Annotated in this window: 19 protein-coding genes; 5 read left to right on the forward strand and 14 right to left on the reverse strand. The window is 39.5% G+C overall.

What is annotated here, in order from left to right; translation table 11 throughout:
- Positions 1–889: 889 nt before the first annotated feature.
- The 3 genes from NYE70_RS22015 to NYE70_RS22025 all read right to left on the reverse strand — a co-directional run bounded on the left by NYE70_RS22015 (position 890) and on the right by NYE70_RS22025 (position 3,502).
- A complete protein-coding gene (locus tag NYE70_RS22015) occupies positions 890–1,360 on the reverse strand; it encodes a WXG100 family type VII secretion target (protein WP_341048212.1) in 471 nt (156 codons plus the stop codon).
- A 1,487-nt stretch (positions 1,361–2,847) separates the two neighbouring features.
- A complete protein-coding gene (locus NYE70_RS22020; RefSeq protein ID WP_341048213.1) occupies positions 2,848–3,015 on the reverse strand; it encodes a DUF5655 domain-containing protein in 168 nt (55 codons plus the stop codon).
- A 7-nt stretch (positions 3,016–3,022) separates the two neighbouring features.
- A complete protein-coding gene (locus NYE70_RS22025) occupies positions 3,023–3,502 on the reverse strand; it encodes an HNH endonuclease family protein (RefSeq protein WP_341048216.1) in 480 nt (159 codons plus the stop codon).
- A gap of 256 nt (positions 3,503–3,758) precedes the next feature.
- Between NYE70_RS22025 and NYE70_RS22030 the strand changes: the two genes are divergently transcribed.
- Complete coding sequence (locus NYE70_RS22030; RefSeq protein WP_341048217.1) at positions 3,759–4,466, forward strand: hypothetical protein; 708 nt, start codon at positions 3,759–3,761, stop codon at positions 4,464–4,466.
- Positions 4,467–4,706: 240 nt separating this feature from the next.
- On the opposite strand, the gene NYE70_RS22035 is transcribed toward NYE70_RS22030, so the two are convergent.
- From NYE70_RS22035 to NYE70_RS22065, 7 genes are all read right to left on the reverse strand, one after another.
- On the reverse strand, positions 4,707–6,572 hold the full coding sequence (locus NYE70_RS22035) for a TnsD family transposase (protein ID WP_341048218.1): 1,866 nt from the start codon (positions 6,570–6,572) through the stop codon (positions 4,707–4,709).
- Between the two features lie 6 nt (positions 6,573–6,578).
- Positions 6,579–8,201, reverse strand: a complete 1,623-nt coding sequence (locus NYE70_RS22040; RefSeq protein ID WP_341048219.1) for an ATP-binding protein — start codon at positions 8,199–8,201, stop codon at positions 6,579–6,581.
- On the reverse strand, positions 8,188–10,356 hold the full coding sequence (locus NYE70_RS22045) for a Mu transposase C-terminal domain-containing protein (RefSeq protein ID WP_341048220.1): 2,169 nt from the start codon (positions 10,354–10,356) through the stop codon (positions 8,188–8,190). Before NYE70_RS22045 ends, NYE70_RS22040 begins: the two co-directional genes overlap by 14 nt.
- Positions 10,340–11,188: a TnsA endonuclease C-terminal domain-containing protein gene (locus NYE70_RS22050; protein ID WP_341048223.1), complete on the reverse strand. Its 849-nt coding sequence runs from the start codon at positions 11,186–11,188 to the stop codon at positions 10,340–10,342. The genes NYE70_RS22045 and NYE70_RS22050 overlap by 17 nt, the downstream gene beginning before the upstream one ends.
- Positions 11,189–11,665: 477 nt before the next feature.
- Positions 11,666–12,550 carry a tyrosine-type recombinase/integrase gene (locus tag NYE70_RS22055; RefSeq protein WP_341048225.1) on the reverse strand — a complete coding sequence of 295 codons (885 nt, stop codon included), beginning with the start codon at positions 12,548–12,550 and terminating at the stop codon, positions 11,666–11,668.
- Positions 12,551–12,562: 12 nt separating this feature from the next.
- Entirely contained in the window at positions 12,563–13,045 is a 483-nt protein-coding gene (locus NYE70_RS22060; RefSeq protein WP_341048226.1) for a hypothetical protein, read from the reverse strand.
- A 504-nt stretch (positions 13,046–13,549) separates the two neighbouring features.
- Positions 13,550–13,951 (reverse strand): four helix bundle protein, encoded by a 402-nt coding sequence (locus tag NYE70_RS22065; protein WP_341048228.1) that lies wholly within the window; start codon positions 13,949–13,951, stop codon positions 13,550–13,552.
- Between the two features lie 731 nt (positions 13,952–14,682).
- Between NYE70_RS22065 and NYE70_RS22070 the strand changes: the two genes are divergently transcribed.
- Both NYE70_RS22070 and NYE70_RS22075 read left to right on the forward strand, forming a co-directional pair.
- Complete coding sequence (locus tag NYE70_RS22070) at positions 14,683–15,156, forward strand: hypothetical protein (protein WP_157741956.1); 474 nt, start codon at positions 14,683–14,685, stop codon at positions 15,154–15,156.
- A gap of 336 nt (positions 15,157–15,492) precedes the next feature.
- A complete protein-coding gene (locus tag NYE70_RS22075; protein ID WP_211020084.1) occupies positions 15,493–16,713 on the forward strand; it encodes an IS256 family transposase in 1,221 nt (406 codons plus the stop codon).
- A gap of 41 nt (positions 16,714–16,754) precedes the next feature.
- Here NYE70_RS22075 and NYE70_RS22080 read toward each other — a convergent pair whose 3' ends face one another.
- On the reverse strand, positions 16,755–18,008 hold the full coding sequence (locus NYE70_RS22080) for a hypothetical protein (RefSeq protein WP_341048234.1): 1,254 nt from the start codon (positions 18,006–18,008) through the stop codon (positions 16,755–16,757).
- A gap of 285 nt (positions 18,009–18,293) precedes the next feature.
- Between NYE70_RS22080 and NYE70_RS22085 the strand changes: the two genes are divergently transcribed.
- Positions 18,294–19,292: a ParM/StbA family protein gene (locus NYE70_RS22085; protein WP_094248230.1), complete on the forward strand. Its 999-nt coding sequence runs from the start codon at positions 18,294–18,296 to the stop codon at positions 19,290–19,292.
- Positions 19,293–19,381: 89 nt separating this feature from the next.
- A complete protein-coding gene (locus NYE70_RS22090; protein WP_341048238.1) occupies positions 19,382–19,534 on the forward strand; it encodes a hypothetical protein in 153 nt (50 codons plus the stop codon).
- Between the two features lie 80 nt (positions 19,535–19,614).
- On the opposite strand, the gene NYE70_RS22095 is transcribed toward NYE70_RS22090, so the two are convergent.
- From NYE70_RS22095 to NYE70_RS22105, 3 genes are read right to left on the reverse strand one after another with little or no spacing between them, the layout of a single operon-like run.
- Complete coding sequence (locus NYE70_RS22095) at positions 19,615–20,136, reverse strand: hypothetical protein (RefSeq protein ID WP_094248419.1); 522 nt, start codon at positions 20,134–20,136, stop codon at positions 19,615–19,617.
- A gap of 31 nt (positions 20,137–20,167) precedes the next feature.
- On the reverse strand, positions 20,168–20,893 hold the full coding sequence (locus NYE70_RS22100) for a M48 family metallopeptidase (protein WP_094248232.1): 726 nt from the start codon (positions 20,891–20,893) through the stop codon (positions 20,168–20,170).
- 12 nt (positions 20,894–20,905) lie between these two features.
- Positions 20,906–23,998, reverse strand: coding sequence for a type I restriction endonuclease subunit R (locus NYE70_RS22105; protein WP_094248233.1), 3,093 nt, complete (start codon positions 23,996–23,998; stop codon positions 20,906–20,908).
- Positions 23,999–24,000: the final 2 nt, after the last annotated feature.

The raw sequence follows: 24,000 nt of genomic DNA on the forward strand, positions 1-24,000 counted from the left end.
TTACTCCCTTTATGATTTCAAATCAAATGTATTAAAATGGGTATTCCTATAAAGTATCTTATCATTTCATTATAATGAATTGTTTTTGAAAATACCTCTAAAATCTAACTTTAAATATAGATTTTGTTGAAAAAATAAACAAATTAGTAGTGCATATCTCCTTTTTTAGTATCGTAAAAAGTAAATGATCCTATGGACATATAGCAGCTATACAACCAAGACGGGCTATGAAACAGGTGAGCATAGATTTCTTAACGAAAAAGCCTCTCCGGCTTTCAATATATATATTTTTTAAAGTAAAAAACCACCTTTTCCAGGCGGCTTTAAGGTCCCTTACTTGTCACAATTCGCAAAATGCATTAAATGAAGATCGGAAGCGGCATTCGATGCAATTTTCCCCAAACCCTGCGAGCCGCCCCGTGAAGTTTCTATAGATTCATCACTTTTCTCGAAATGCACACCCTTGTTATGCATAAATGCCCCAAGTATCTTTTGGGGAATGGCTCTGTCCATTTTTAGCTTCAGTTAAGCCTCTAGTATAGATATCTACAAAGGAAATATAACGTACTTCTTCCTCCCAAGCATTTAATACAATCAATAACGCCCGTCCTTTAATACGAACGCTTGTACTCGCAAATAAGATGAATTCCCATTATCGAGAAGTTTGGGATAAATAGATTCAATTTCACCAAGCTGCCCTCTTTCATTTAACCCAATGCAACATCCATTTCCAAGTTAAATAGGTTTACTATCATCGGTCATATTCTCGGTAACAATATTAGAGGTTTTTACAGATGGGTAAAAGTGCACGATACCTTGGAACTATCATTTCCTTCCAATCTCTTTTAATAATAGCATCATAAGACTCCTTTCGGGTATTACTTGAAAACTACCAGATTTTATACCAACAATTATAAGCCAGGGTTCCAGCAGTACCAACCGGATCCTCGATCAACGCCTCAACCGATTCACCTATTGAATCTGCTAGCATCTTCCCGCCAGATTTTATGCCATCCCAGAACCCGTTCAGCTCGTTCTGTCTTGTCTGTTCCTTCTTCGTTTCCGGCCCGGCGTTGCCCATTTCCACTGGCGCCGCACATCTAGTATCCAGCTCCCCATTTTCCCCATCTACCTGCATGAACCTGTAGGCTATATTCTTCAATTCCCAGCTCGTAAACTGCATATGTTCGATCGTCAGCTTCATTTCCTCTCGGGCACGCTGAAAATTCGCAAAGAAACGCTCCTGCGTTGTTCCATCCCACAGCAGCATGAGCATAGTTATCTGGTTGTTTAGCGAATCTTTCATTCCCTCCAATTGATTGGATGCGTTCTCGAATTGATCTGCCACGGATTGAAGCACCCCGGTGGGACAAGTATCCTCACCACGGCTCCACTTCTCCGCTATTTGTTAACTATTTATTTAACATCAATACAAATGGAAAAGGTGCTTTTGTACTTTTTATGGAAGTGTTCTTAAGTAATATTGAACCATTAGCAATTCGTTATATATAAAAAAGTGTGGAAGCTGCTCTTCACAGTGACTCCAAACTGACACCGCGACAAGATATCAATAACCTTTTCCTTATTTACCACAATATCCCTATAATACAGAAAACCATTAGAAATGCATATGAAATATTTCCTATTCTGACATACCTTTAATAAAATTAGTCTATTAAATCAGGGAAAACAGAGTTAATTAATTATAAAGGCACCCTACTGGATGCCCCTAAATTAATTATATTTACTTCGTTAATACTTATCATCCACTATCATCCACTATTTGAAAACCTACTATTTACTGCTAATTAAAAATCAAGAGGTCTCCCTTAGTAAGTTTCGCCCTACTTATGATACGGTTCCCCCGATAAATTTAAAAAAACGAAAGGACGCGATAAACTCGCGTCCTCATTTCGTCCCCAGCCAACCGATATGACTAGTCGAACCCCTGTCAACGTCCTAAATAGTCCGCCCATTCATTTCACCTTCCCAAAACTCCTCTCTGTCTTAAAGCCACAAGGCTTCCCAGCCTTTCCTCCCCCTGAATCAAGAAATGCCGAGGAAAAACAGGAGTAGATCCTGAATTCCGTTCGGCTCTTAGGCAAACTTATTATGCTTTAGGCAGACTATTTAGGCTTTGGGTAAACTTTGAGTGCTATTTACAACCCCTTTGTGAACTACTCAAAAAGTCGTGTTACGCCACCATCCCCCACCAAATCGCCACAAACCCTTGCGCCACTTGGCTTTAACGCCTCTCACCCTAACTCCCCTGTTTCAACACGAGCAAATAAAGTCGTCCTACAAATCGGAGTAATATCGGGGGCAAATCGGAGAAAAACCGTGATAAAAAAGTAAATAAAGTCGAGTTAAAAGCAGGGGAAAAGGCAGGGTAGAGCAGGTAGAAAACAGGGATCAGAGGAAAAGAAATCGGAGTAAAAATTGGAGAAAGATATTGAGGAAAAGCTTGATAGAACAAGGGATTCGAGGAGTTTGAGTTCTCCCCTTCTCCCTAAACCCGCTTCCCTGATTTACAAAAGAAGCCGAGGAAAACAGGAGTGGATACCTGCGTTTCGCTCGGCTTTTTGATACGACTATTTAGGCTTTGAGATGACTATTTAAGCTCTGAGATGACTTTTTGAGATATTCACATAGTAGGGATTGGGTTATAAGGGAAGAACAAGGGTTTACTTTACCTTATTCATCATCCCGATGATTTTCAAACGACTGCTTGATTCGAAACATTGTATACTTAACTTCATCAACTGACGAAACTCCAACCTCTACATCACCATTGCCCCATCGACCAAGTTCGCTCACATCCTTACAGATGCCCTGTGGATCGTTTATCTAGTGGAAAGCCATATTTAAACTTAACCGAAGCTTACTTTTCTTTGGAACAATATCGACGAAGTTTGTTGTTGTCTTGAAAGCTATATATAGCTTTTTAAACTCCATTCGAACAGAACTATCCAGATTACAGATTCGCTTTGACAATTCCTCAAATAACGCCATCATTTCACCCTCAACTCAGGATGATCTGCAATGATATAAGTGATATTTTCACTTCCAGAACTTTTACTGCCTGATCTGCAAGTGAGTGAGCACGTTTTGTAATTTCATCTTTATTCCAAACACTTAGTTTACCTAGCCCTCTATTCAACCGTAAAGGACTGTCTGCAAAGCCGCCATCCATATCTCGCTTCACAGTGAATGGCTTGTCGCTCAGCTCAGAGTTGTAACGTGTCAGTGTTAAATTTCCAAGCGTATGTAAATATGTATTCTGAACCTCTTCCCAGTCTGTTCCGAGGTCTTGTCTCCATTCAGCCGATAAGTTCGGGTTTTGAGGCATGATGTGCTCTATCGTGTAACTCTCGATGTCATCTATCTCTTTGCGATTGAAGTATAAGTGCTGGGTATCATAATTCTGATCTTGATGTCGAACCAACTTAATCTTTTTTGAGAGATCAAATCCCCTCATAGCAATCAATTCGGAAAGATTCATGTATATTACGCCTCTAAAAGTTTCTCTCATCTATTGCATTACCACATTAAAACACTTTGTAAATAACTTTCTGTAGTTCAGCTTATTACGAATATATAAGAAAAGCCGATAACATTCAGGAGTGAATGCCTGAATATCGCTCGACTCTTGATCTGATACTTTACCTCTTTTTTATCATTACCTTTGCTATAATTAAAACACATCGTATAATTACTGGTAGTAAATGCAAATCATTTCTTAATGGGAGCGAATTCTTATGCACGAGTTTGAGATATTCTTCAAAGATGAAATAAAAAAAATTAGAGAAGATATGATACCTGAATTGACAACATTCCTCACCCCCTATTTCCCTTCTGAAGATGAAGCCCACAATTTTGTAATCGAATGTGAAAGTCATCAGGACCCAACACCAAAGCGTGTATTGCATCAGATATACAGGCATATCAACTTATCTAATGAAATGGCTGAACTTAAAACCGCAACTGTAAAAGACAGTTTTAGAGTGTTCTTCTGGGTTGTGACCATTGAGGCAATTTACAAGGCATCCACACCATATTCAAAAAAACCAAAAATTGAAATTGTCCGAGAGTTCTTCTCCAATTATTTAGAAGAAAGAGATCAGGACATCCTGAAAAGAAAAGTTTTCAAAATATCTGAGCCACCTGTGCAAACCACCATTGATATGGTTGCTAATTTGTTAAATACCGTCAGAAATATGGTTGCCCATGAAGGCATCTTTTGGATGTTTACATTCCCAGAAAAATCTGGGGATAGCAACATAGTTACAATTCCAGGTGAGAAAACTTCATACTTATCAACTTACACAATGAGCGATGAAAATCTTGATGCATACACTATTGATATTACACGAATAGAAATGAAAGATATTATTATGAAGGGAGCAATAAAATACCTCAAAATGGTCCTCAAAAAAATCGGAGAAGGTAACGTAGTAAATGAGTGATTGCAATGATTTAATGCATATTTTTAAGCTTATTGAAGCTTATCTTCCAACATCACGAACGTGCCTTCCGATAAACCTTTCATCGCCCTCGTTGACCTAACAATTAACTGATTGTTTAGAGACTCGACCTTAATGGAGACTTATAGAAGAGTCGATGAGATATTGGAAAAGGTGCCCTCTAAAATTCATTTTCTTAATAGGAGTACCGCAGTTTCGTTTGACTGAAACTGCGGACTATTGCTATTTATCACTAGAAAGATACCAGGTCAGCGTTCCCCTTAAATGATCTTTCGAGTTTAATTTAGCTTCAATTATCTTTAGATCTACGTTTTCAGGACGAACCCCTGCCTTACGTAACAAATCCCATTTTGAAAACTTCCTTCCATCCCGCTTCAACTCTTCAATAGCCCATGTAATTCTCCGCCATCGATACTGTTCGTTAGTTTCAACCACAAGCTTTAAATAAGCCACTGTTAAGGGTAACTTATCAAGATGCTTGTCCACGAGACTTTTATGATCAATCTCACGACCAATCGAACTCTTGCTAATTTGTTTTGGCTTTCCCTCTTTTGCTTGAATAGCAACAACTGCTCTTTTTATTTTCTCCAATAGTTCCTGGTCTCGCTTCTCCCAGTTTACCCTAGGCTTTGGTGTAACTCTCTTGCTCACCTTTGACGGCGATTCCTGTTCAAGCCATTGTCGATCAGAACGATAAAGCCTATTAAATAACGTAGGATTTAATTCCCTCAACTCTGTTCTGGACAAAAAGGGATATTTTTTTTGCATAGCCACCCATTCCACTCGATCCTCGTTTCTTTGTATCTCCCCTACTAACTGCAATTCCACCTCTTCCCGCCCATCTGCTTTGCCTAAGTATTTTTTAATTGTCTGTACACTTACACCAAGCCTTCTTCCAATCGCTTTCAAACTCATACCCGCCTCGGCTAACCGTCTACATTCTAATTCCCATGTCATTCCGAATTGCTTGACCCTCATTTTCTTTACGTCTTCACCAGCCCGAAGGGTATAGACAAATCCGCACGAGCAATGATATGTGCCAATAGCTATTTTATCCTTCACGGTCAAAGCAACCTCATGAATGACGAGTCTTTCATAATGATCTGCGGCTGGATTCAAACATTGCCATGGTCCAGAACCGAAGGGCTTGTAGAGATCATTACGTAGGAACATTTCATCTACATCAGATTTTAAAAATTGTAAAAGTAATAGATGACGGATCGGATGGAAAGTCCTCTGGTGCTTCCTGGTTAGTTGCTTTAGCCAGTTGTTTTTTGTATGAATTCCTGACTGCAAACGTTCAAGAAAGCCCTCGCCAAAATATGAAATAAAGTCTCGACAAAGCCTATCTTGATCAACATGATGCCCCATGATACTTGAATACCCTGATGCTTTTAACTTATTCCAGTAATACTGTTCGAACCAATCGAATGTTCGATTTGGATACCTGTTATTCAGAAGCATCTTTGTATTTTCGCTTAGAAATTGGAATTTCTCTAGATCGCTCGATTGTGTTTTCTCGGTAACACAATTAAGCGGACTATTCCATTCATCCGTCGCTATGAACTTATATTTGTTTTCTCCGTGCAAATGGATTTCACTATCTATAAGATGAATCCCATGCTCAATACATACATCTAATCCAGGGATTTGATGCATTCTGTGCCAATAACTTTCGCCATAGATCTCGATGTCACGGGACAGGCACTCCTTACAATATCGAATCCATTTATTCCGCCGTACTGAACTTCCCATAATACCAAGCCGAGAGTAAATTTCGTTTCCGATCCCCTCAACCATAGATTTATATACTGCATCTGCTTGATCAGGAGGCAAGAACGCCGAATAAAATGGGAACATTGTGTGTTCCATAATCAACTGCTCTACTGTTATTTGGGAAGTAATCGGCAGTCTCTCCACTAATCCTCCGATTTTCGAGGGTAGATCAACTGAAGCAGTTATATGCTTATCTCCGAATATGTGTTGTAACATGTTACGGTGATTCGGTTCACATGACCATTTCTTATATCTACCGATTATTGAATAAAGTAATTCGTCTGGATATGGGGTAGGAAAAAACACAAGCATTCTCCTTCACCTCACTTTACCAAAATCATCACGGATCATACCCGCTTGCTTCAAAGCCTCGTATGCTGATATACCCATTTCATTTCCTTCATTTACAATCACTCTTAAATCCCCTTCATTATTTATTTTCATTCCCTTTTTCTTGGCTTCTTTTTCATTAGGATTTCTCATAGCAAGCTGGTATGCCACTTGAACAAGTACATTCAAATCTGAAATGCTTGGTTGATTAGCCATGGCTTCATACACTAAGCCGCCAGCCTGCTTCTCTGTTAATCCTATTAGTTGAAGTCGAACTATCGCTTCCTCTTTTAAATACTTTATTTGCTGTCCTCTTGATTCCGAGCGTTTCTGTGCTTCTTGAATATAGGATTTAACTTGAATTTGCGACTGTTCCTTATGAATAAACTCCATCATGTCAGGCATCATAATGTCTTGATAATCTACTAATTGCGATTTTCTCCCGCTCCTTAGTGCATCTATCATTGGACGAATTAGTGTTAATTGATCCTTTGCCACTTTTCGAATGAATGGTCCTGTAATGGTTTCTTTCCCTGAAGAAATAGCTCTTGCCTGTGTCATCATAAACAATTTCACAGCTATATCTGGAATACCTTGCGTTTCTTCATATAAGATAGAGGAAATCTCATCGGTCAACTCAACCGAATTACGAACCCACTGATACTTCCATAATCCATGGGTGAATAATTCCCATGTTGCGTCCTTCTTCAACCGATCCCAAAAGAAGTTACCATGTCCATTTAAGCCCCGACGAGCTTGACGGAATTCCGTTTGGAGTACATTTAATGACTTCGGGGTTCCGACCAAAATAATCGGGATATTTGCCGTATTGATTAGTGTTGTGAAAAAGTTGAGAACTGCGGATCCACCACCACTTTTTGCCATACTCAAGTGCTGGACTTCATCGATACATAACAATCCCAATCCTAAATTCAGAAGTAGCTTAGAAATTATAGGGATCATGACATTGGTAGATTTCCGTCCGTTTCCATGCTTCTCCATATAATTTGTGCCAAGTAATGCATCAATCGTCATAAAAAATTGTAAACAAAGAGCTTTCAAACTGCCGTCGTATGGGGCTTCAATTCGCAGATGTGAAACCTGGTATCTAGGAAAGTCCTTTCCTCTGTACTTCGAATGAACAATCACTTGAGGTGTCAAAGAAAGAATTTTAGCAAGTGAGCTGGTCTTTCCTGAACCACTGATTCCCACCAACGTAAGCGATTTAGCACTTGAACTTTGATAGGTCGGACTCCCACTTGCTCCATCCTCTGATGTTAGCCTTCTAATATAGCTTGAAGAAAAAGGATTACGATCCAAGTAACCATTGCGAAGCATGGTAGAAATCGTACTTTCGAGCCTAAGATGTTCCTCAAGGGGTTGGAAGAACTGATTCAATCGTTGCAATAAATGTACCCGCATATATGGCTCCAGCAGTCTTTCATTAGGATTAAACGGAGGATAATACGCTAACTGTTCAATCACTTGCTGTGGCGACATGACATCAGGAAGGCATTCAATATAAGGATTTCCCGCATAATCCTTAATGATCTGCTCCCTATATTCAGCTACAACCGCTTCTGTTCCATTTGGTAATTTAACCATCTCCATACAAACCCTCCTGTTGCAATTGTTTCAGCAAGTCATAATGATTCGGAAGTTCATTATCTTTATCTATCTGATCCATATCAGCGGCGGAGGGTTTCGGTTGTTTCACGGCTTTTAAAACGAATTGCTCTTGACCTCGATTCCTCCCTTTCTCTAATTTCCTATTCTCACGAATGTCCCTTAACCTTTTCGCATTAGATTGTGGTACTTTTTCAGCTTTTGTTTTTTGGACTGCTTCCTTAACAATCGTTTCAATTTCAGCCGCCAATGAAATCTTTCGTCCTAACTCCTGTTCCTGTAAGCCCGTTCTTTCTTGCTTTTCCATTGATAATAGAGAGTGAACATCTTCTATTGATTTATCTTTATATCTAGCTTGAGAGTCAAGCAAATAGCAGACATCATACTCATTACGACTTAGTCTTAGATATACCTGGTTAACGCAACGAGGATCATAGTTAACATCTACTTGAAATCGTCCACTTGTCCTTGCACGAATGAACCAGTGTTCACGCAAAGCCGTATCACAACTGTATAGCATGCCATTGACTTTGATTCCCTTTGCAGTGACCACCGCAGACTTCACAGAAGGAAGCAGATTAAATTTGAGAACATCCTGTGAAACTCTACGGAGTTTTCCCGACTTGTTTTGTATGCCATAGTTCCACAAGTGAATCGGAATCGCTCTTACATTCTCAGCGATTTGATTTTCATCACGCTCATAATCCGCTAAGAGATGATGATTGTTATAATGAAGGACAACTTTTATCAGAATCTTTGTCACTTCCGATAAGGTTAGAGAGGCGTTTAAACGATTGTCCTTTACCCCTCGATCATTTGCATCCTTATAAACTGCACCTGGCATAAACGGCTTGATATGCGTCTGAAGCAATCCGAAATAACGTTCGACTTGCGGCTTCCAGTCGGGACGAAATGGGGGCGTATTCTTCACAGCAATTTGGAGATATTCGATCATCGAAAGCGTTTTGTTTGAAATTAACTCCCCCCGATCTGCAAGGATCGACTCTGGCAGATAACCCGATACTGGCCACTCTTCGTCTTTGATCTCTATTCCATATTGCCTGCAAAAGTCCACCTTGGATTCGGATGCGTTTAATAAGGCTAACATCGCTCCACCTGCCCAACTCGGTGAATCAAGACCTACATGGAGACCGACAATCAAATGACTATAGCCATCAACCACGAAATATAGAATAGGGCGACCTATAATTTTCGTTCGGTCAAACGCAGATACGATTGTCACATCGGCAATTGTGCTATCTATTTGATAAACGGAACCTGGAGCGTATGCATCTTGCTGGCTCGATCCCAAAACTGAACGATTTTGCTGTTGAAACTTCCTGACCCCCTCTCGACTAAGGACCTCTCGTTTCGGATCTCTCCATTTGTTAAACCAATATCGAAACTGACCAAAACTAGGTATCGGTGAGCCTTCCTTTACAACTGGTAGGATAATGCCGCTACTTACCTCCTGCTCTGATGAAAAATACTCTTTAATCATTTGCTCATAAGCCCATCTCAATGATGGTTGCTTTGGTTTTGCCGTGTAATAGTATTTATCCAGTGATATTCGAAACAATCGCTTCAGTTCCTCGCTGATAGCCATATCCGAATAGAGGGAAGCATATTTACGGGGACGACCTAACTTTTTATCCTTTCGAGACGTGCGCTCTTTTCCCGCTCCGCCGCAAGAATCGAAATCTGATAATAGCGAATGCTTTGTTTTACCTCGCTTCCAGTATCGCTTTAAATATTTGACTACAGTAGTTTTATTTACGCCAATAGATTCAGAAGCCTTTACGATCAATTTTGACCGTTCTTTTGGCAGGAAAATATTTGGCTCAAATTCCTTAGACGCAATCATTTGGATGATTTCATTCGCTTGATTCCAGCGTTTTTCTTCCTTTTTAGACATCGTTTCGAGATCAACAATTACGAACCACGGATCTGTTTCTTCTATTATATATATACCTTCTTTTATACCCTCTTCAATGTCCACAATCTGTTTGGCATACGGAAGAAAGTCATTGTGAACGTCTATTACAAAACATGAAGAACGATCTGGAGAAATCCAGAGCACCCTTTCAATTCGAGAAGAATCATCCGCATACCGATACAACGTATTAACTGTTACTAGCATCTTTCGTTTCCCCTCCCCGATCTATAATCTGAACTTCTAGTTCTTCAGGAGAAAATTTAAGATTGATCTCCTTATCCATGTTGATATTTATCCGACGACTGGCAATTAAATAGCGAAATACAAGAAGACCTGTTCCTACCTCTACCTTCATTTCACGATCAAACGAATGAAGGATAGATTGTATTTGTTCATCGGTATTAGTAATAAGTTGCGACATCCACTCTGCATATTGGCTCATTTCCCGCTCTGAAACACCAAAATATTGAATATTCAATGCTGGCAATACCCATTCGATATTTTTGCTTTTTTGAATAGGGATTTCATGAGGTGTAACAATACCGAAATTAATCTTTCGAGAGTTCCAGTAAACTCTTTGTAATTCCAGTCGTTCGATGGTTGCCTTCTTTTCAAGCTCCGCCGCATCTTTTAACGTTCGGGCAAACTGATATTCTTGCCCCTGCTCATTGATCGCCGTCACTAGAAATGTCGTCAGCATGATGTGCGGTACATTTGTCTTGCTGTCCTTCAATCGCTTTAATAACGACTCGTCTAGTTGATCCACTATGAGTTCCATCTCCAATAATGGAAATTGCTCGTTGATGTCCGTTATTGATTCATTCCATTCAAGCAGATAGAAATATCTGAGCTGGGTATCCGTAAGCAAATGGACGATACGATTAGCTTTATGTGAAAAGATGCGAGTGGATCTTCCTCTGCTTGGAATATCAGATACAGTGAGCCATGGATGATATTGTTCGTGTTTACCTTGCCCTCTCTTTTCAGAGAGAAACCTTTTGAATTTGGCTTCAGTCCAAGTTGAATTTGTTGCCATTTATCTGTCCCTCCTTTGCCTAATAAAAAGGAAAAGCTTTGGATTGTTTTGTAGGCACTTTGTTCCGTTTTTTTACGGTACTGCGCTACTCATCCAAGGCTTTATTAATTAAGATGACACTTTTTAGATTTCTGTCCCCAAAGAAGATTCGAATCCGTTATATCACAACGTCTTCAATCATCTTCCCCTCGATACCGTATATAGAGATCACGAAGTTCCAAAAGATCGTAAAGGCTCATAGCCCTCAATTCCTCGTTACTTTTTCGAATATAACCCTCATCGATCATCCCGTATTTTAGAAGCTCCTGTGAAACTAACTCTCTCCATGTTTCATACATCAAAATCTGCACTAGCGAGATCCCGAATATTTACATCTTCTACGGGGATTTCGATGCTGTCTCGTCCCCGCATATCTTGAATTAAGTGATAAACTATCGAAAATGTAATGTCTCGATCCATGCATTCATCTTCCTTCTATTATATTTGCAATCCATCTACCGCTTTTTGTTTATCTTCAGCATTGCTACCTACATAATAACGATAAACAATGTCAATAGAGCTATGACCTGAGAGTAAGGCGACTGTCTTAGGATCAACGCCGCTTTTGATTAGTTGCGTACAGAATGTGTGTCTAGCGGCGTGGGGGTTAACTTTTTGTTCCAACTGAGCCTTTGAGGAGTATTTGTCCAAAATTTTGTTTATTGCCAATCTACTCAAGGGTCCTCGTTGACCGATTAACAATCTATTCGATGGATCATAAGGTCTGACTTCCAAATATTCTTTTATGGCAGTCACAGTTGCGGCATTTAAGTTTACCTTCCTGGACTTGTTACCTTTTCCACTTCGAATAAGCACATGACTGTAATTGTTCCTACCATTGCGTTCTGTCAAGGAGAGATCCTCCAAATCAATCCCCACCATCTCTGAACATCTTATTCCAGTCCCAAACAACAAATAATAAATAGCAATATCACGCTTGTTATTTTCCGCTTCGACGGTTCGTTTTAATCGATACAATTCTTGTTTCTCCACTACTTTTACTTCGTGATCAAAATCTAACGTATGTTTTAACAACACCTTCTTTAGCTCGATCTCCTCTTTACAAATTCCCGCCCTTACCAAAAATCTCTGATACAACACTACGCTCTTCAGCTTCCGATTGATACTGGTTGGCTTGAGTTTCTTTTGCAAATTCAAATATTGGCGATATTCTCGAACGTCGGTTTCGGTTATCGTATCGCATTCATAACCCAGTGTTCCTCGAAGCCAATCATGGAATTGACTGATGTCGGTACGATAAGCCTCAATCGTAAGAAGACTTCTACCTTCTCTCCCCAGCTCTTTAATGAATATGGCTAACATGATTCCCCTCCTTCAATTTTGTGATTTGATAGTTTTACCTATCGAAATGAGGTAGGTTTCTGTTAAACTATCAGATTGATTAACATTCCAATAGTTAGTCAATATCAGTTGTTTACTTAAATTCCCATCGAAAAATTCACTAGCACCTTGCACCTCCCATCTAACAAAATCTTTCTCCTCCATCCATCCTTTGATATAACCATTTTGGAAATGGATAACAAAGTTATATCGATCGATGAATTCTACAGTGGCTTGATTCGTAAGTGCACCATAATAAAAACCAGGAAACTTTCCGAATTTGTTATCAATAAATTCAACAGAAGTTAATGGTAAAAAGGATAAGAAAGGGAAGTAAGAATTTGAACCTAGTAATTTCTTTACAAAATTACGAAATACTTTTACTTCGAATTCGAAAGCCAACACAATAACAGCATTTTGCTTGTAATCATCTTCTGGATCATACTTAAATACCATGCAACGATATTGCTCTTCCATCTACATCACCCTTTCATTTTTGGCAACAAAAAAAGTGCTTGACTATATGCAATGAACTTCCTTTTTTTTAAGAAAGTATTCGCAATATAGACAAAGCACTTTATGGATTTGTTAACTATAATCTGATTATAGTTACAAATAACTCTATTGACAAGTAAAAATGCTGTACACATATTCTGTTATCATAATTGTCAGTTCTGTAGAGAGTTTTCTTTTTTTCGATTGCGACAAGCCGCATTCCTGCATCAACACTTCGAAAACTAGATTAAAAAAACTTGGTACATAACTTTTTTAGCCCTTTTTGCTTCGAACTTTACTTCTCGAACATGAGTTTCCCGCACAAGTCCCTTCGTCAATTGCCTGTTAGGCATAAAAAATAGCACCCTGCCTACCAGTCAACGGATTCCGTTTTTTTAAACTGATAAGCAGAGTGCTATTAAGTTAATGACTATTTGAGTCAGAGTATACCACATTCAGCATAACTAGTGAAACGTGAGTTTCACACTATGCCGACTTTTTCTCAGCAATTTCCCCCTTTATCTTTTTCATCAGCGCAATCAGCATCTTGCGAAGTTCAACCGCCTCGTTATCTAATCGTTCAAATGTCTGTTTACAGATGATCCCAGCATTATAAGCTAATTCACACCACACCTGGCTCTCTGCGGCTGAACCGAGTGCATTGTTGATAAAGTTGATTTCCTTTATAAAATATAACTGGCCGTTTCCTTCCGCTAAATTTGCTATTACCGATGTCGATGATCTCAGTAATTGATCCCCGATTACCTGTTTGTCCTCCCACTTCCATTTCTTAACGATCTCTCTAATCTCTCCGATCCATACCACACCTTTTTGATATACGGTCAATCTTCTGAAATCACGGATTTGCGGCTCCCTCATCGCTATCATTTATTAATCCACTCCTTATATTTTTCTGATCACTTGTTTTTTTGAATACCTTCACTCTCTATCTCTTACACTTTAATCATACTTTATTTTGCAACCCCTCAGTCGCTATTTTACGTCGAATGTGGTTCGAGAATTATCTATCTTCGGGAGTTATACTTCAGTGACTAAATACAATCTCTCCTCATCAAAAATGTAATTTATTGGTTGCATATATTAAATATCTTTAATTTGCAGAAAAACCACTCAGATTTACTGCAAATCCGCAATTTCATAGTGGTAGTGTCTCCAGCAACTTATATAAGAGCATTATATTCACTAAACGCCTACGCTTAGGTATTTTCGTAAACTCATCAAGTTATACCGAACGTTGATCTTTCTGTTTAATTCACTGTTTCAATCTATGAACACAGCACAGCACAGCATAACATTCACTAATGGCCTGCGCTTGGGTATTTCCGCAAACTCGGCAAGTTATACTGCCTTTCGCAATTTCTTTTTCGTTATACTGTTGTTGCTGGGGAATATGAAAAAAAATTCACTAAACGCATTCGCAAACTTGATTAGGGCGTGTCTGAAAACTCGTAACTGAGTCAGCCTAGAGATGGCGGCTACGTATATAAATGCTAGGAATGACTTGCCATATACTCGATACTACCAAACAGGTAAGCAATCGTGAATGAGCTACGCAAAACACTTCTCTATGCCGATAATAGGCTTAGGGGGAGTAATATATGCGAAATAATCACTGGTCAGTAAACTGTGCAATTATTTATTTAATTCTTATTTTCATCATTAATATTGGTTTTTCAACTTGGTCAACTATTGAACACAGCCGACTAACACACGATTTTAATAACTCAGGCCAAGCAGCAACCATTTCTCAAGGATTTGAGAGACTAATTGAATCTTTACAAAGCATACCTGAAAGTAATAACTCAAATGAAATACAAATAAAAGCAGAGCAATTAGCTAGTACGGCTAGGTCCGCTCTTATCCACCTCTTACTAAGCAGCTTTGCAAGTATTTTCACAACCATTGCATTAATGTTTCCAAAAATCGCAATGGAGATAATCGAAAAGTTTATTGAAATCCCCGATATTGACTATGATTCAATTGGAAAATTTCAATTAGTTATGGTTCTAGCTAATATCAGCATTTTTTTATGGGATATTTATGGAGTATTTGATACATTCAAATATATTTAGCCCACTTGCGACAAGTATTACGGTATAAGATAATGGCTCTTACTAGGACGTGTTTGAAAACTCACAGTTTCAATTAAAAATGGCAGCTACAACAATCTGTAGTTTTCAGACACGTCCTAGTTATACCGTATTATCGCAATTTGTCATTCGGTGTACTGCTAAAGTAAACTCATGCCTTCAATGCGTTATTCAAGTTAGAAAGTGCGAATTAAAAAAGCGAAGTGCCACTACTCCGCTTCAGAATGGTATATCATCAAATTTTTGAGTCTGTAAAATAATTTGTGTAAACTCCCAATTCTACTAAAATGGAAAGTAATAGAAAGGTTGGGGGAACACATGGGACTTTGGACAAAAGAGCAATTACGAGCTTTCATTAAGGAGAACAAACTGGTAACGGCTCAAGATGCACAGAACGCTTTGAAAGAGTTGTTTGCAGAGACCATTCAAGAGATGTTGGAGGCAGAACTCGATACACATCTTGGATATGAGAAGCATGAAGTTAAAGCCAAAGTAACACCCAATAGCCGGAATGGCAAGAGTAAAAAGACAGTGGTTAGCGAGTACGGTGAGCAAGAAATCATGGTCCCTCGGGATCGTTTGGGTGAGTTTGAGCCCTTGGTTATACAGAAACATCAGAAGAATGTGACCGGAATCGAAGATCAGATTATAGCTCTTTACGCTAAAGGTGTCAGCACTCGGGAGATTCAGGATCATCTCCAAAATCTGTACGGAATCGAAGTCTCGCCTACACTCATATCCAATGTTACGAACAAAATCGTACCTCTCATCAAGGAATGGCAAAATCGGCCACTTCAAGGTGTCTACGCGGTCATATACATGGACGCGATTCATTTTAAAGTGAAACAGGACGGAGCTATTGTAAATAAAGCTGCATACATGGTGATCGGAATTGATCTGGATGGGAATAAGGATGTGCTGGGTATGTGGATTGGCGAGAACGAATCCAGCAAGTTCTGGCTCAGCGTACTCAATGACCTTCGAAATCGAGGGGTCCAAGATATCCTTATTATCTGTGTGGACAACCTAAGTGGCTTCTCTGAAGCGATTGCAGCTTGCTATCCAAAGACCGAAATCCAAAAGTGTATCATTCACCAGATCCGTAATTCCACTCGCTACGTATCGTACAAAGATCTTAAGAAAGTCACCGCTGACTTGAAGCCGATTTACAAAGCAGCCACGGAAGAAGGCGCCCTGCTTGAACTGGATCGGTTCGAGGAAGTTTGGGGCACCAAGTATCCGCTCATTGTTCGCTCTTGGAGAAACAACTGGGGAGAGCTCTCAACGTTTTTCAAATACCCGCCGGAGATCCGCAAACTCATCTATACTACCAACATGATTGAAAGCTACCACCGGCAGCTTCGTAAAGTGACCAAAGGAAAAAGCATTTTCCCTACCGATGAAGCCTTGCTTAAAATGCTCTACCTAGCCACAATGGATGTTACTCGTAAATGGACAGGTCGTGTCCAAAATTGGGGGCAAATGCTACTCCAGCTATCCGTCTTCTTTCCGGATCGCATCAGTAACTATTTACGTTAGAAACGCCAAATCCCCCTCGGGGGATTTGCTTGACAATGAGTTTACACAAAAATCTTGACAGACCCAAATTTTTCAATGTATGGATTATCATCATCATTCAGTCGAACACCTACTGTATCAGACTTATTCTTTGGAACATGGTAATCCGACAGAAAAACTCTATCTGCAATCTCTTTACCAAATACCTTTTCTACTTTTTCCCTTTTAATTTGGCTTTCCCACATTCCAGACTCATGAACCTTTGTTGCTATATCTTCAGCCGAATCTAATGTTTGTTTTGTATATTTCGGTACTTGATAGAAAGTGATACGTTTCCCACCTTTATACCCCTTATTAATCCGTCGTTCTAAAATTCGATTTGATATTTCAAGCAAATGACTCGGAAGTTGATTATGCGGTATTTTCTCAATCATGCCAAGTAGAGTTAACAAATTGACCGACCTTGTAACCGTTGATTGGCTTTTTCCCAATTTTTCTTTTATTCGATTAGTCGATGTAAAAAACACATGCTCCTCTCTATAGCTAAAAGATCGGAAAATCCCCTCTTCCTCATGTGTATTGAAATACTCTAAGTAAGTCAGGTATTTTTGAACCAATTTATAGAGGCTGGGAAACTCTCGTTCAAACTTTTGATTATTGTCTCGTAGTGCCTGCAAGTTATTTTGGTACTTTTCCCACTGATTTATCTTCCACTCATCCCTAAGACCCTCCAGATCCAACAATCTCGCCAATTCTTCTTGTGCATGACGAAAGCCCGCTTTTTCCCCGATATTTACACCATCGATGATTTCGATTAGATCAAAAATACTTAAACCTATTGTGTTACCTCCATCTCGCTTTGAGTAATAACGGTATACATCCTTCTCGTGCTTTGAGATCCAGGCAAAATTGTTTTGCACTAATTGGCATGGAAAATAGGTATTCTCTTGAATACATTTCAAATTTTCAAAAACGATCTCGAACATATTCACTCGATTTGCAAGATCAACAAGCTTTTGCGTTGTTCCTATGAGCTTATATAACTGTAAACGATGCTGTGTTTTAACGAACTGATTCAATCTCCCAGTATCAATTGCATGTTCTCGAAGAACTATTTTGTCACGACCTTTGACTTTAACATACCCCTCCTCCATCCTTCTTTCCCCTATTTTTTTGATATGGAATGCCGCTTTAGATAGTTGCCTGCCCATCAACCCTTCTTGTCTTTTCTCGTCTACCATTTTACGTACTCGATTTATTACAACAGCTTTTTGCCGTCTCGTTACTGTGTTAAATATGCGATCAATATCAGTCACTCTCAGTATTCCCTCCTCGGACTATCTCTATATACAAAGATACTGGTTTTTGAAGTCACGATAAAGAAGTTATGTGTCGAGTTAGGTCGGACGTATTTGGGGTTGACTATTAGAAGAAAGAGTGAAGAGCCATTAATAGTAGAACTATCTCCTATTTAGTCCGCCCTTTTCGCACCTCCGTGCTTATCAAACACTATTCGACCAAATTAGTACGACTATTTCCGATTAAATCTCATTTTTTTGAATATGATAGAGAATCAAAAATAACAAGGAGGTAGATTTCAAATGAATCAAAAATTTATAGTAGGAGTGGATTCGGGGAAATATTCAACAAAGGCGTTAATGGCAGAGGGGGACACGCTCCACCGAGTAAAGTTTCGAACTAAAGCGTGGGAAACTGACGTTAGTTTAGGAAAGGAAGTATTGGCAAGCGGAAATACGTTCCGAGTAGAGTATGATGGTAAAACTTATCTGTTAGGCGATGCGGTTTCCGAGGAAAAGTCATCATACCAGCTCAGCAAAAATTCGATTGAGCACATCCTTAGCATATATGTTGCCATTTGCCAATGTTTGAGCAAGTCAAAGCAATCTATTGGCTTCGCCGCTGTGCATTTAGCCTGTAACATTCCGATTAATTTATATAAATCAGAGGAACAGAAGAATGCCTATGCAGAGACAATTCAAAATAGTGGTGAGCCGATTTGCTTAACGGTCAATGGAAAAGCCTATGCATTCCGTATAAAGCAAATTGTGCTACTTCCAGAATCTCTCGGCCCCATTTATGAAAACACAGCCGAATATCGATCCAAACGTGCAACAATCCTCGATATTGGTGGCTTAAATGCAAGTGTCATGCAAGTAAATCAACTCATTCCTTCATTTGATCAAATGGTTAGTGCTAATTATGGGATGAATATACTAAGAGGTAAGATAGCTGATCATTTCTCAAGTAAGTATGGGATTGCCATAACAGAAAATGATGCCGAACAAATCATGCGAGATAAATTCCTGATTTTAAATGGTACAAAGCAGGAAGATAGTTATGAACTCATTAATCACATGTTCTCTGACCATATACAGGAAATTACCAACTTTGCATTGAGTCGTGGGGTCACGAATACGAATAGTGAATTAGTATTCTGTGGTGGTGGCAGTTTACTCCTGAGAGAGCATATTCTTCGGCAATTTCCATCCGCAACTATATGTGATGATCCGCAGTTCGGCAACGTCAGAAGCTACTTGAAGGTAGGCGAAGCGAAATGGCTGAGCACAAATTCTCAATAAGTTTCAGGAGGCAATATATACACATCTACAAACACCTTCTGCTTCAACCGAACCGTAGTGATTATGTATGTCGGCTGATAGAGGCTGATATGAACAAGAAGGGGCAATTTTCAGAGGATGAGATAAGACGGGTAGTGGTGGGGATACTTGGGGAGCAGATCAGTAGGCATTGGGGGCTGAGGGAAGAGAAGAAAAGTACGCTTTCAAATGAGGATGTTAATCTGATCAATCAGTTGTTCTGACATTGAGCCTCGTAAGATGCAAATGTAAATAGAAGCCACTGTAGTTGTCAGTGGCTTTTTGAATTCTTTCATACAGGGTTCTACGAAACTTGTTCCTTATGAAAGACTGTAAGAATATCCCTTGGCACACGAATTGTATTATCGTTGCCATCCAGCTTATCAGCACGGCCAGTTCCATATGCACCTAAACCATGTTTGCCTTTTTCTGCTCGAATCGTTATCCGATAGGTATCTCTTGTATAATCGTAATCAAGACAATCTCTTACATCGGAAAGTGAAAGCAAAGCGACCTCACTTCCCTTAAACTCTTTCTTCCCGCAGATTAAAGCGAAGTAATATTTCTTGTTATTCTCAGTAAAATTCCGAATCATCTCGATTTCATCCTGCACAAAAACAAACTGCCATAACTGGACATCCTTCTTCTGCCTGGCTAATGGTTCGGAAGCATACTTTGAATAAATCATAAAGTCGCCAGTGTTCGCAGTAATATTATATAGCCTACGGTTTTCCGCTTGCTCAATGATAGCTGGAGCAAATCCACTATTTATCAGCCCCGATAATAATGCTCCATAATAAAAATCCGCCTTACTTAAAACTCCCATCCCCATTTACCTCCCCTTTCAAAGTTTTCCTTTACAGTTCTCTAACTATTTCTTCATCCAGCATCGCCTTCCGTTTTCCCCAATCAGGCATCAACGAAAAAAGCATATTATAGAAGCTATCCTTATGATCATTATATTGAAAATGAATTAACTCATGTAAAACAACATAATCAATACAATGTTTCGGTGCTTTGATCAACTCAGAGTTAAGCAGAATCGTATTCGAATCGATAAGAGCCGAACCCCATCGAGCCTTCATTACACGTTGTTCAATCTTTGGTCTTTGTATTCCATACTTTTGCACCAATAGGTACTGTTTTTCTAATGATTCTTCAAATATCCTTGTTGCCTTCTCATGATACCAATCATCCATCAACTTAACCTTTCGAGCACGATTACTCGGATCTTTAACCATCAAGATAATGAAACCCCTATAATACTTAACTCGTTCTTCTTCGGATGTTACCTCGACTCGTAATCGGTATTGCTTGCCTAAGTATTTGTACGATTCGCCGCTGACATATTCCCGTTCACTTTGTTTATATGGCTGGACCTGTTCGAAGGTCTTCACATTTTTGACGATCCAGCCGCCTTTACTCTTGACGAAATCGTAAATAAAACTGAGCGGTACTTTCTCCGAAGCAGATACCATAATCGTCATGTCAGGTTTAATGTTTAGGTTCACATTCTTTACATCTTTACGTTCAATGAAAAATTCGATTATTCGATTGGCATACTCAATCTGATGCTTATCCATGCTGTCACAACCTTAATAACGACGTAATGCTACTGTTTTTATTTGTTCGATAATCTTATCTACTTGCTCGAATCCCAGGCTAACTTTATGTTCTTTTGTAAAATCAAAAATGAGATCATCTAACTTCTGGGCAATTCGATTGTGAACTTCCATGTTGTCATACCAATCTACCTTGGTATAGGAGCGAATGATGTCTTCCATTTGCAAGGCTAATTCAGCTAACAACTCATCACTCATCTTCTGTTCTTGCATAATATCTTTAGCTACTCCATAGAAGGCCTGTGCATTAGAATTTTTCTTGATGCTGTCAGGGTACGCTTCAACAGGTTCACCTTGCTGATACTCCTTCTTCAGATCATTCATTCGCTGTAAATACTCAGCTTCCGAAATGCGCTGTTGCTTATAAGCATCAATAGCTTCCTTGATCCGTTCCGAAAACTTTTTGTAGTAGGCAGGGTTCTCATCCCACCTTGTATTAATACTCTTCGTAAGACGTGTCCGAATTGCATCTGCTTTGGCACGTTTTGATTCTAACCGTTCCAATTCCTCTTCAAATGCTTTTTCATTGAGAATATCCACAGGATTCGTGATACGAATGACTTCTTCTGCCGAAATGTAATGATCCATTAGATTTTGCATTTTTGCTTCGTATTCTTTATGATCAATGGAATCCGAATACCGTAGCTTGACTGCCTTTCTAAGCTCTTGATAAAACTTCAAGTCTCTCTTATATTTCTTTAGCTCTTCTGCTGGCAGTGCGTTATAGACTTTCTCGGACTCCAACGCAATACCAAGGTTTTGACCAAACTTCGAGAGGACTCCATAGAACTCTTGCCTACGCTCTTCATCTTCCAACCACACTTCATATTCTTCCGTATCCTGTTTGTTCTTGATTGGAGCGAAAATTTGAAGTAAGTCGGAGTAATATTGCCGCAGTGATCCAATGATACTGATCACATCGTAAATAGCCCCCTGCAAATCCTTTGGATCGAAGTTCTCCAGCCCTGAACCTGAATATAATTCTAACGCTTGATCGAGTCGGTTCAGCAGACCTCGATAATCAATAATAAATCCATAATCCTTGCCTTCATACAAACGATTGACTCTAGCGATTGCTTGCAGTAACGTATGTTCCTTCATTGGTTTATCGATATATAAAACAGTTGCTCTTGGTGCATCAAAACCTGTAAGAAGCTTATCAACGACAATTAACAGCTCAATCTCATCGCCTTCGATGAAATCCTCTTTTATAGCATCTTCGTATGATTCATCGTCACCGTACTTATTCATCATTCGATTCCAAAAATTGAGTACCTTATCTCTTGATACCTCATCAACAACCTCATGCCCTTCTCGTTGATCAGGAGGTGAAATAACAACCGCACAGGTAAGATCGCCAAACTCCTCGAATGCCTCCAAATAGCGGATCGCTTCGATCTTGCTATTCGTCGCAAGCATGGCTTTGAATTGGCTACCCTGCGTTTTATAGTTGTCCAAAAAGTGTTGGTTAATATCAAAGGCAATCATGCTGATCCGTTGATTAGACGATGCAATTCGTTCGAACTGACTCCACTTTTTCATGACCTCATCTTTTTGCTTGTCATTTAAGTTGCGTGTGATCATCTCTAAGCGGGTATCAATTGCCTTCTGATTGACGGTCTGATCAACCATCTTTCCTTCATATAAAAGAGGAACAATCGCCTTATCTCTTACGCCGTCTGCAATCGTGTATGTATGTATCAACTTGCCGAACTTAATCATGGTGTTCTTTTCTTTCTTCATCAGCGGCGTACCCGTGAAACCCAGATAACATGCGTTCGGGAACACTTTTTTCATTTTGATGTGAAACTCACCATACTGTGTACGATGGGATTCATCAACCAAGATAAAAATATCCCTAGATTCAACAGGCTTTTGCTTTGCCGAAGCGGTATCAAACTTGTGTACCAATGTCGTTACAATATCCGCATTATTGTCATTGATAAGTTCTACCAAATGTGAGCCTGATGTTGCCCTGCTCGCCTTCAACCTGGTGTGCTTAAATGTCTTAAATATTTGTTTATCCAGCTCCACCCGATCCGTAACAACAACTACTTTCGGATTATACTCATTCATTTCAGAAAGGATATATTTCGCCAGCATCACCATCGTTAAACTTTTGCCTGAGCCTTGCGTATGCCAAATAACCCCAGACTGACGATTTCCGTTTTCATCACGTTCTTGAATAGTCTTGATGATCTCCTTGATTGCAAAATACTGCTGGTAACGAGTAACCTTCTTAACATCTTTATCAAACAGGGTAAAGAAATCAGTTAGCTCTATTAATCGTTCTGGATGAAAAAGCGAAATGATATTTTTATCCTGCATCGTCGGCAAACGACCATCAACTGTTTCATCCAATAACGCCTGCAACCATTCTTCCTTTTCTTCTTTCCACACTGACCAGAACTTTTTTGGCGTGTTGCATGTTGCATACTTGGTTTCATTTTTGTTCGTTGACATGACGATCTGCACGTACTTAAAGAGCTGAGGAGCGTAGTCTTTCCCCTGATTACGAATCATCTGGCTAATACCTTGCTCCATGGAAATCGATGCCTTCTTGCATTCAATAACTGCAAATGGAATCCCATTTACAAACAACACAATATCAGGACGTACCGTCCCACGCCCGTCCATACGCTCTACTGCGAACTCTTCAACTACATGGAAAACATTATTCTCGAAGTTCTCCCAATCAATATATTGGATTGTAAATGATTTCTTTGAGCCATCGGGCAAAAATTCCGTATAGCTCCGTCCCAGCATCAATGTCTCGAAGATCTTTTCATTGGTTTTGACCAGTCCATCTGTTAATGGCTCGTCAAGATCCCTCATAGCTTGCTGAATATTGTTCTGACTGAACTTATATGTCACACCTTTGTACTCATAAGAGTTGAACTCTTTTAGCTGGTCTTCCAATACCGTTTTCAACAAAACGTTATAGAAACCGCCACGCATAGACTCGGCTTGCTCTGGAGTTAGAGGCTTATAATCTAAGCGATGTAACAACTCAAGTGCAGGCTGTTGGCTGATGTATTGCTCGTCATAACTATTTGGTCGTTCCACGT

This window comes from Paenibacillus sp. FSL R5-0407 (assembly GCF_038009185.1).
Taxonomy (GTDB): Bacteria; Bacillota; Bacilli; order Paenibacillales; family Paenibacillaceae; genus Fontibacillus; species Fontibacillus vini.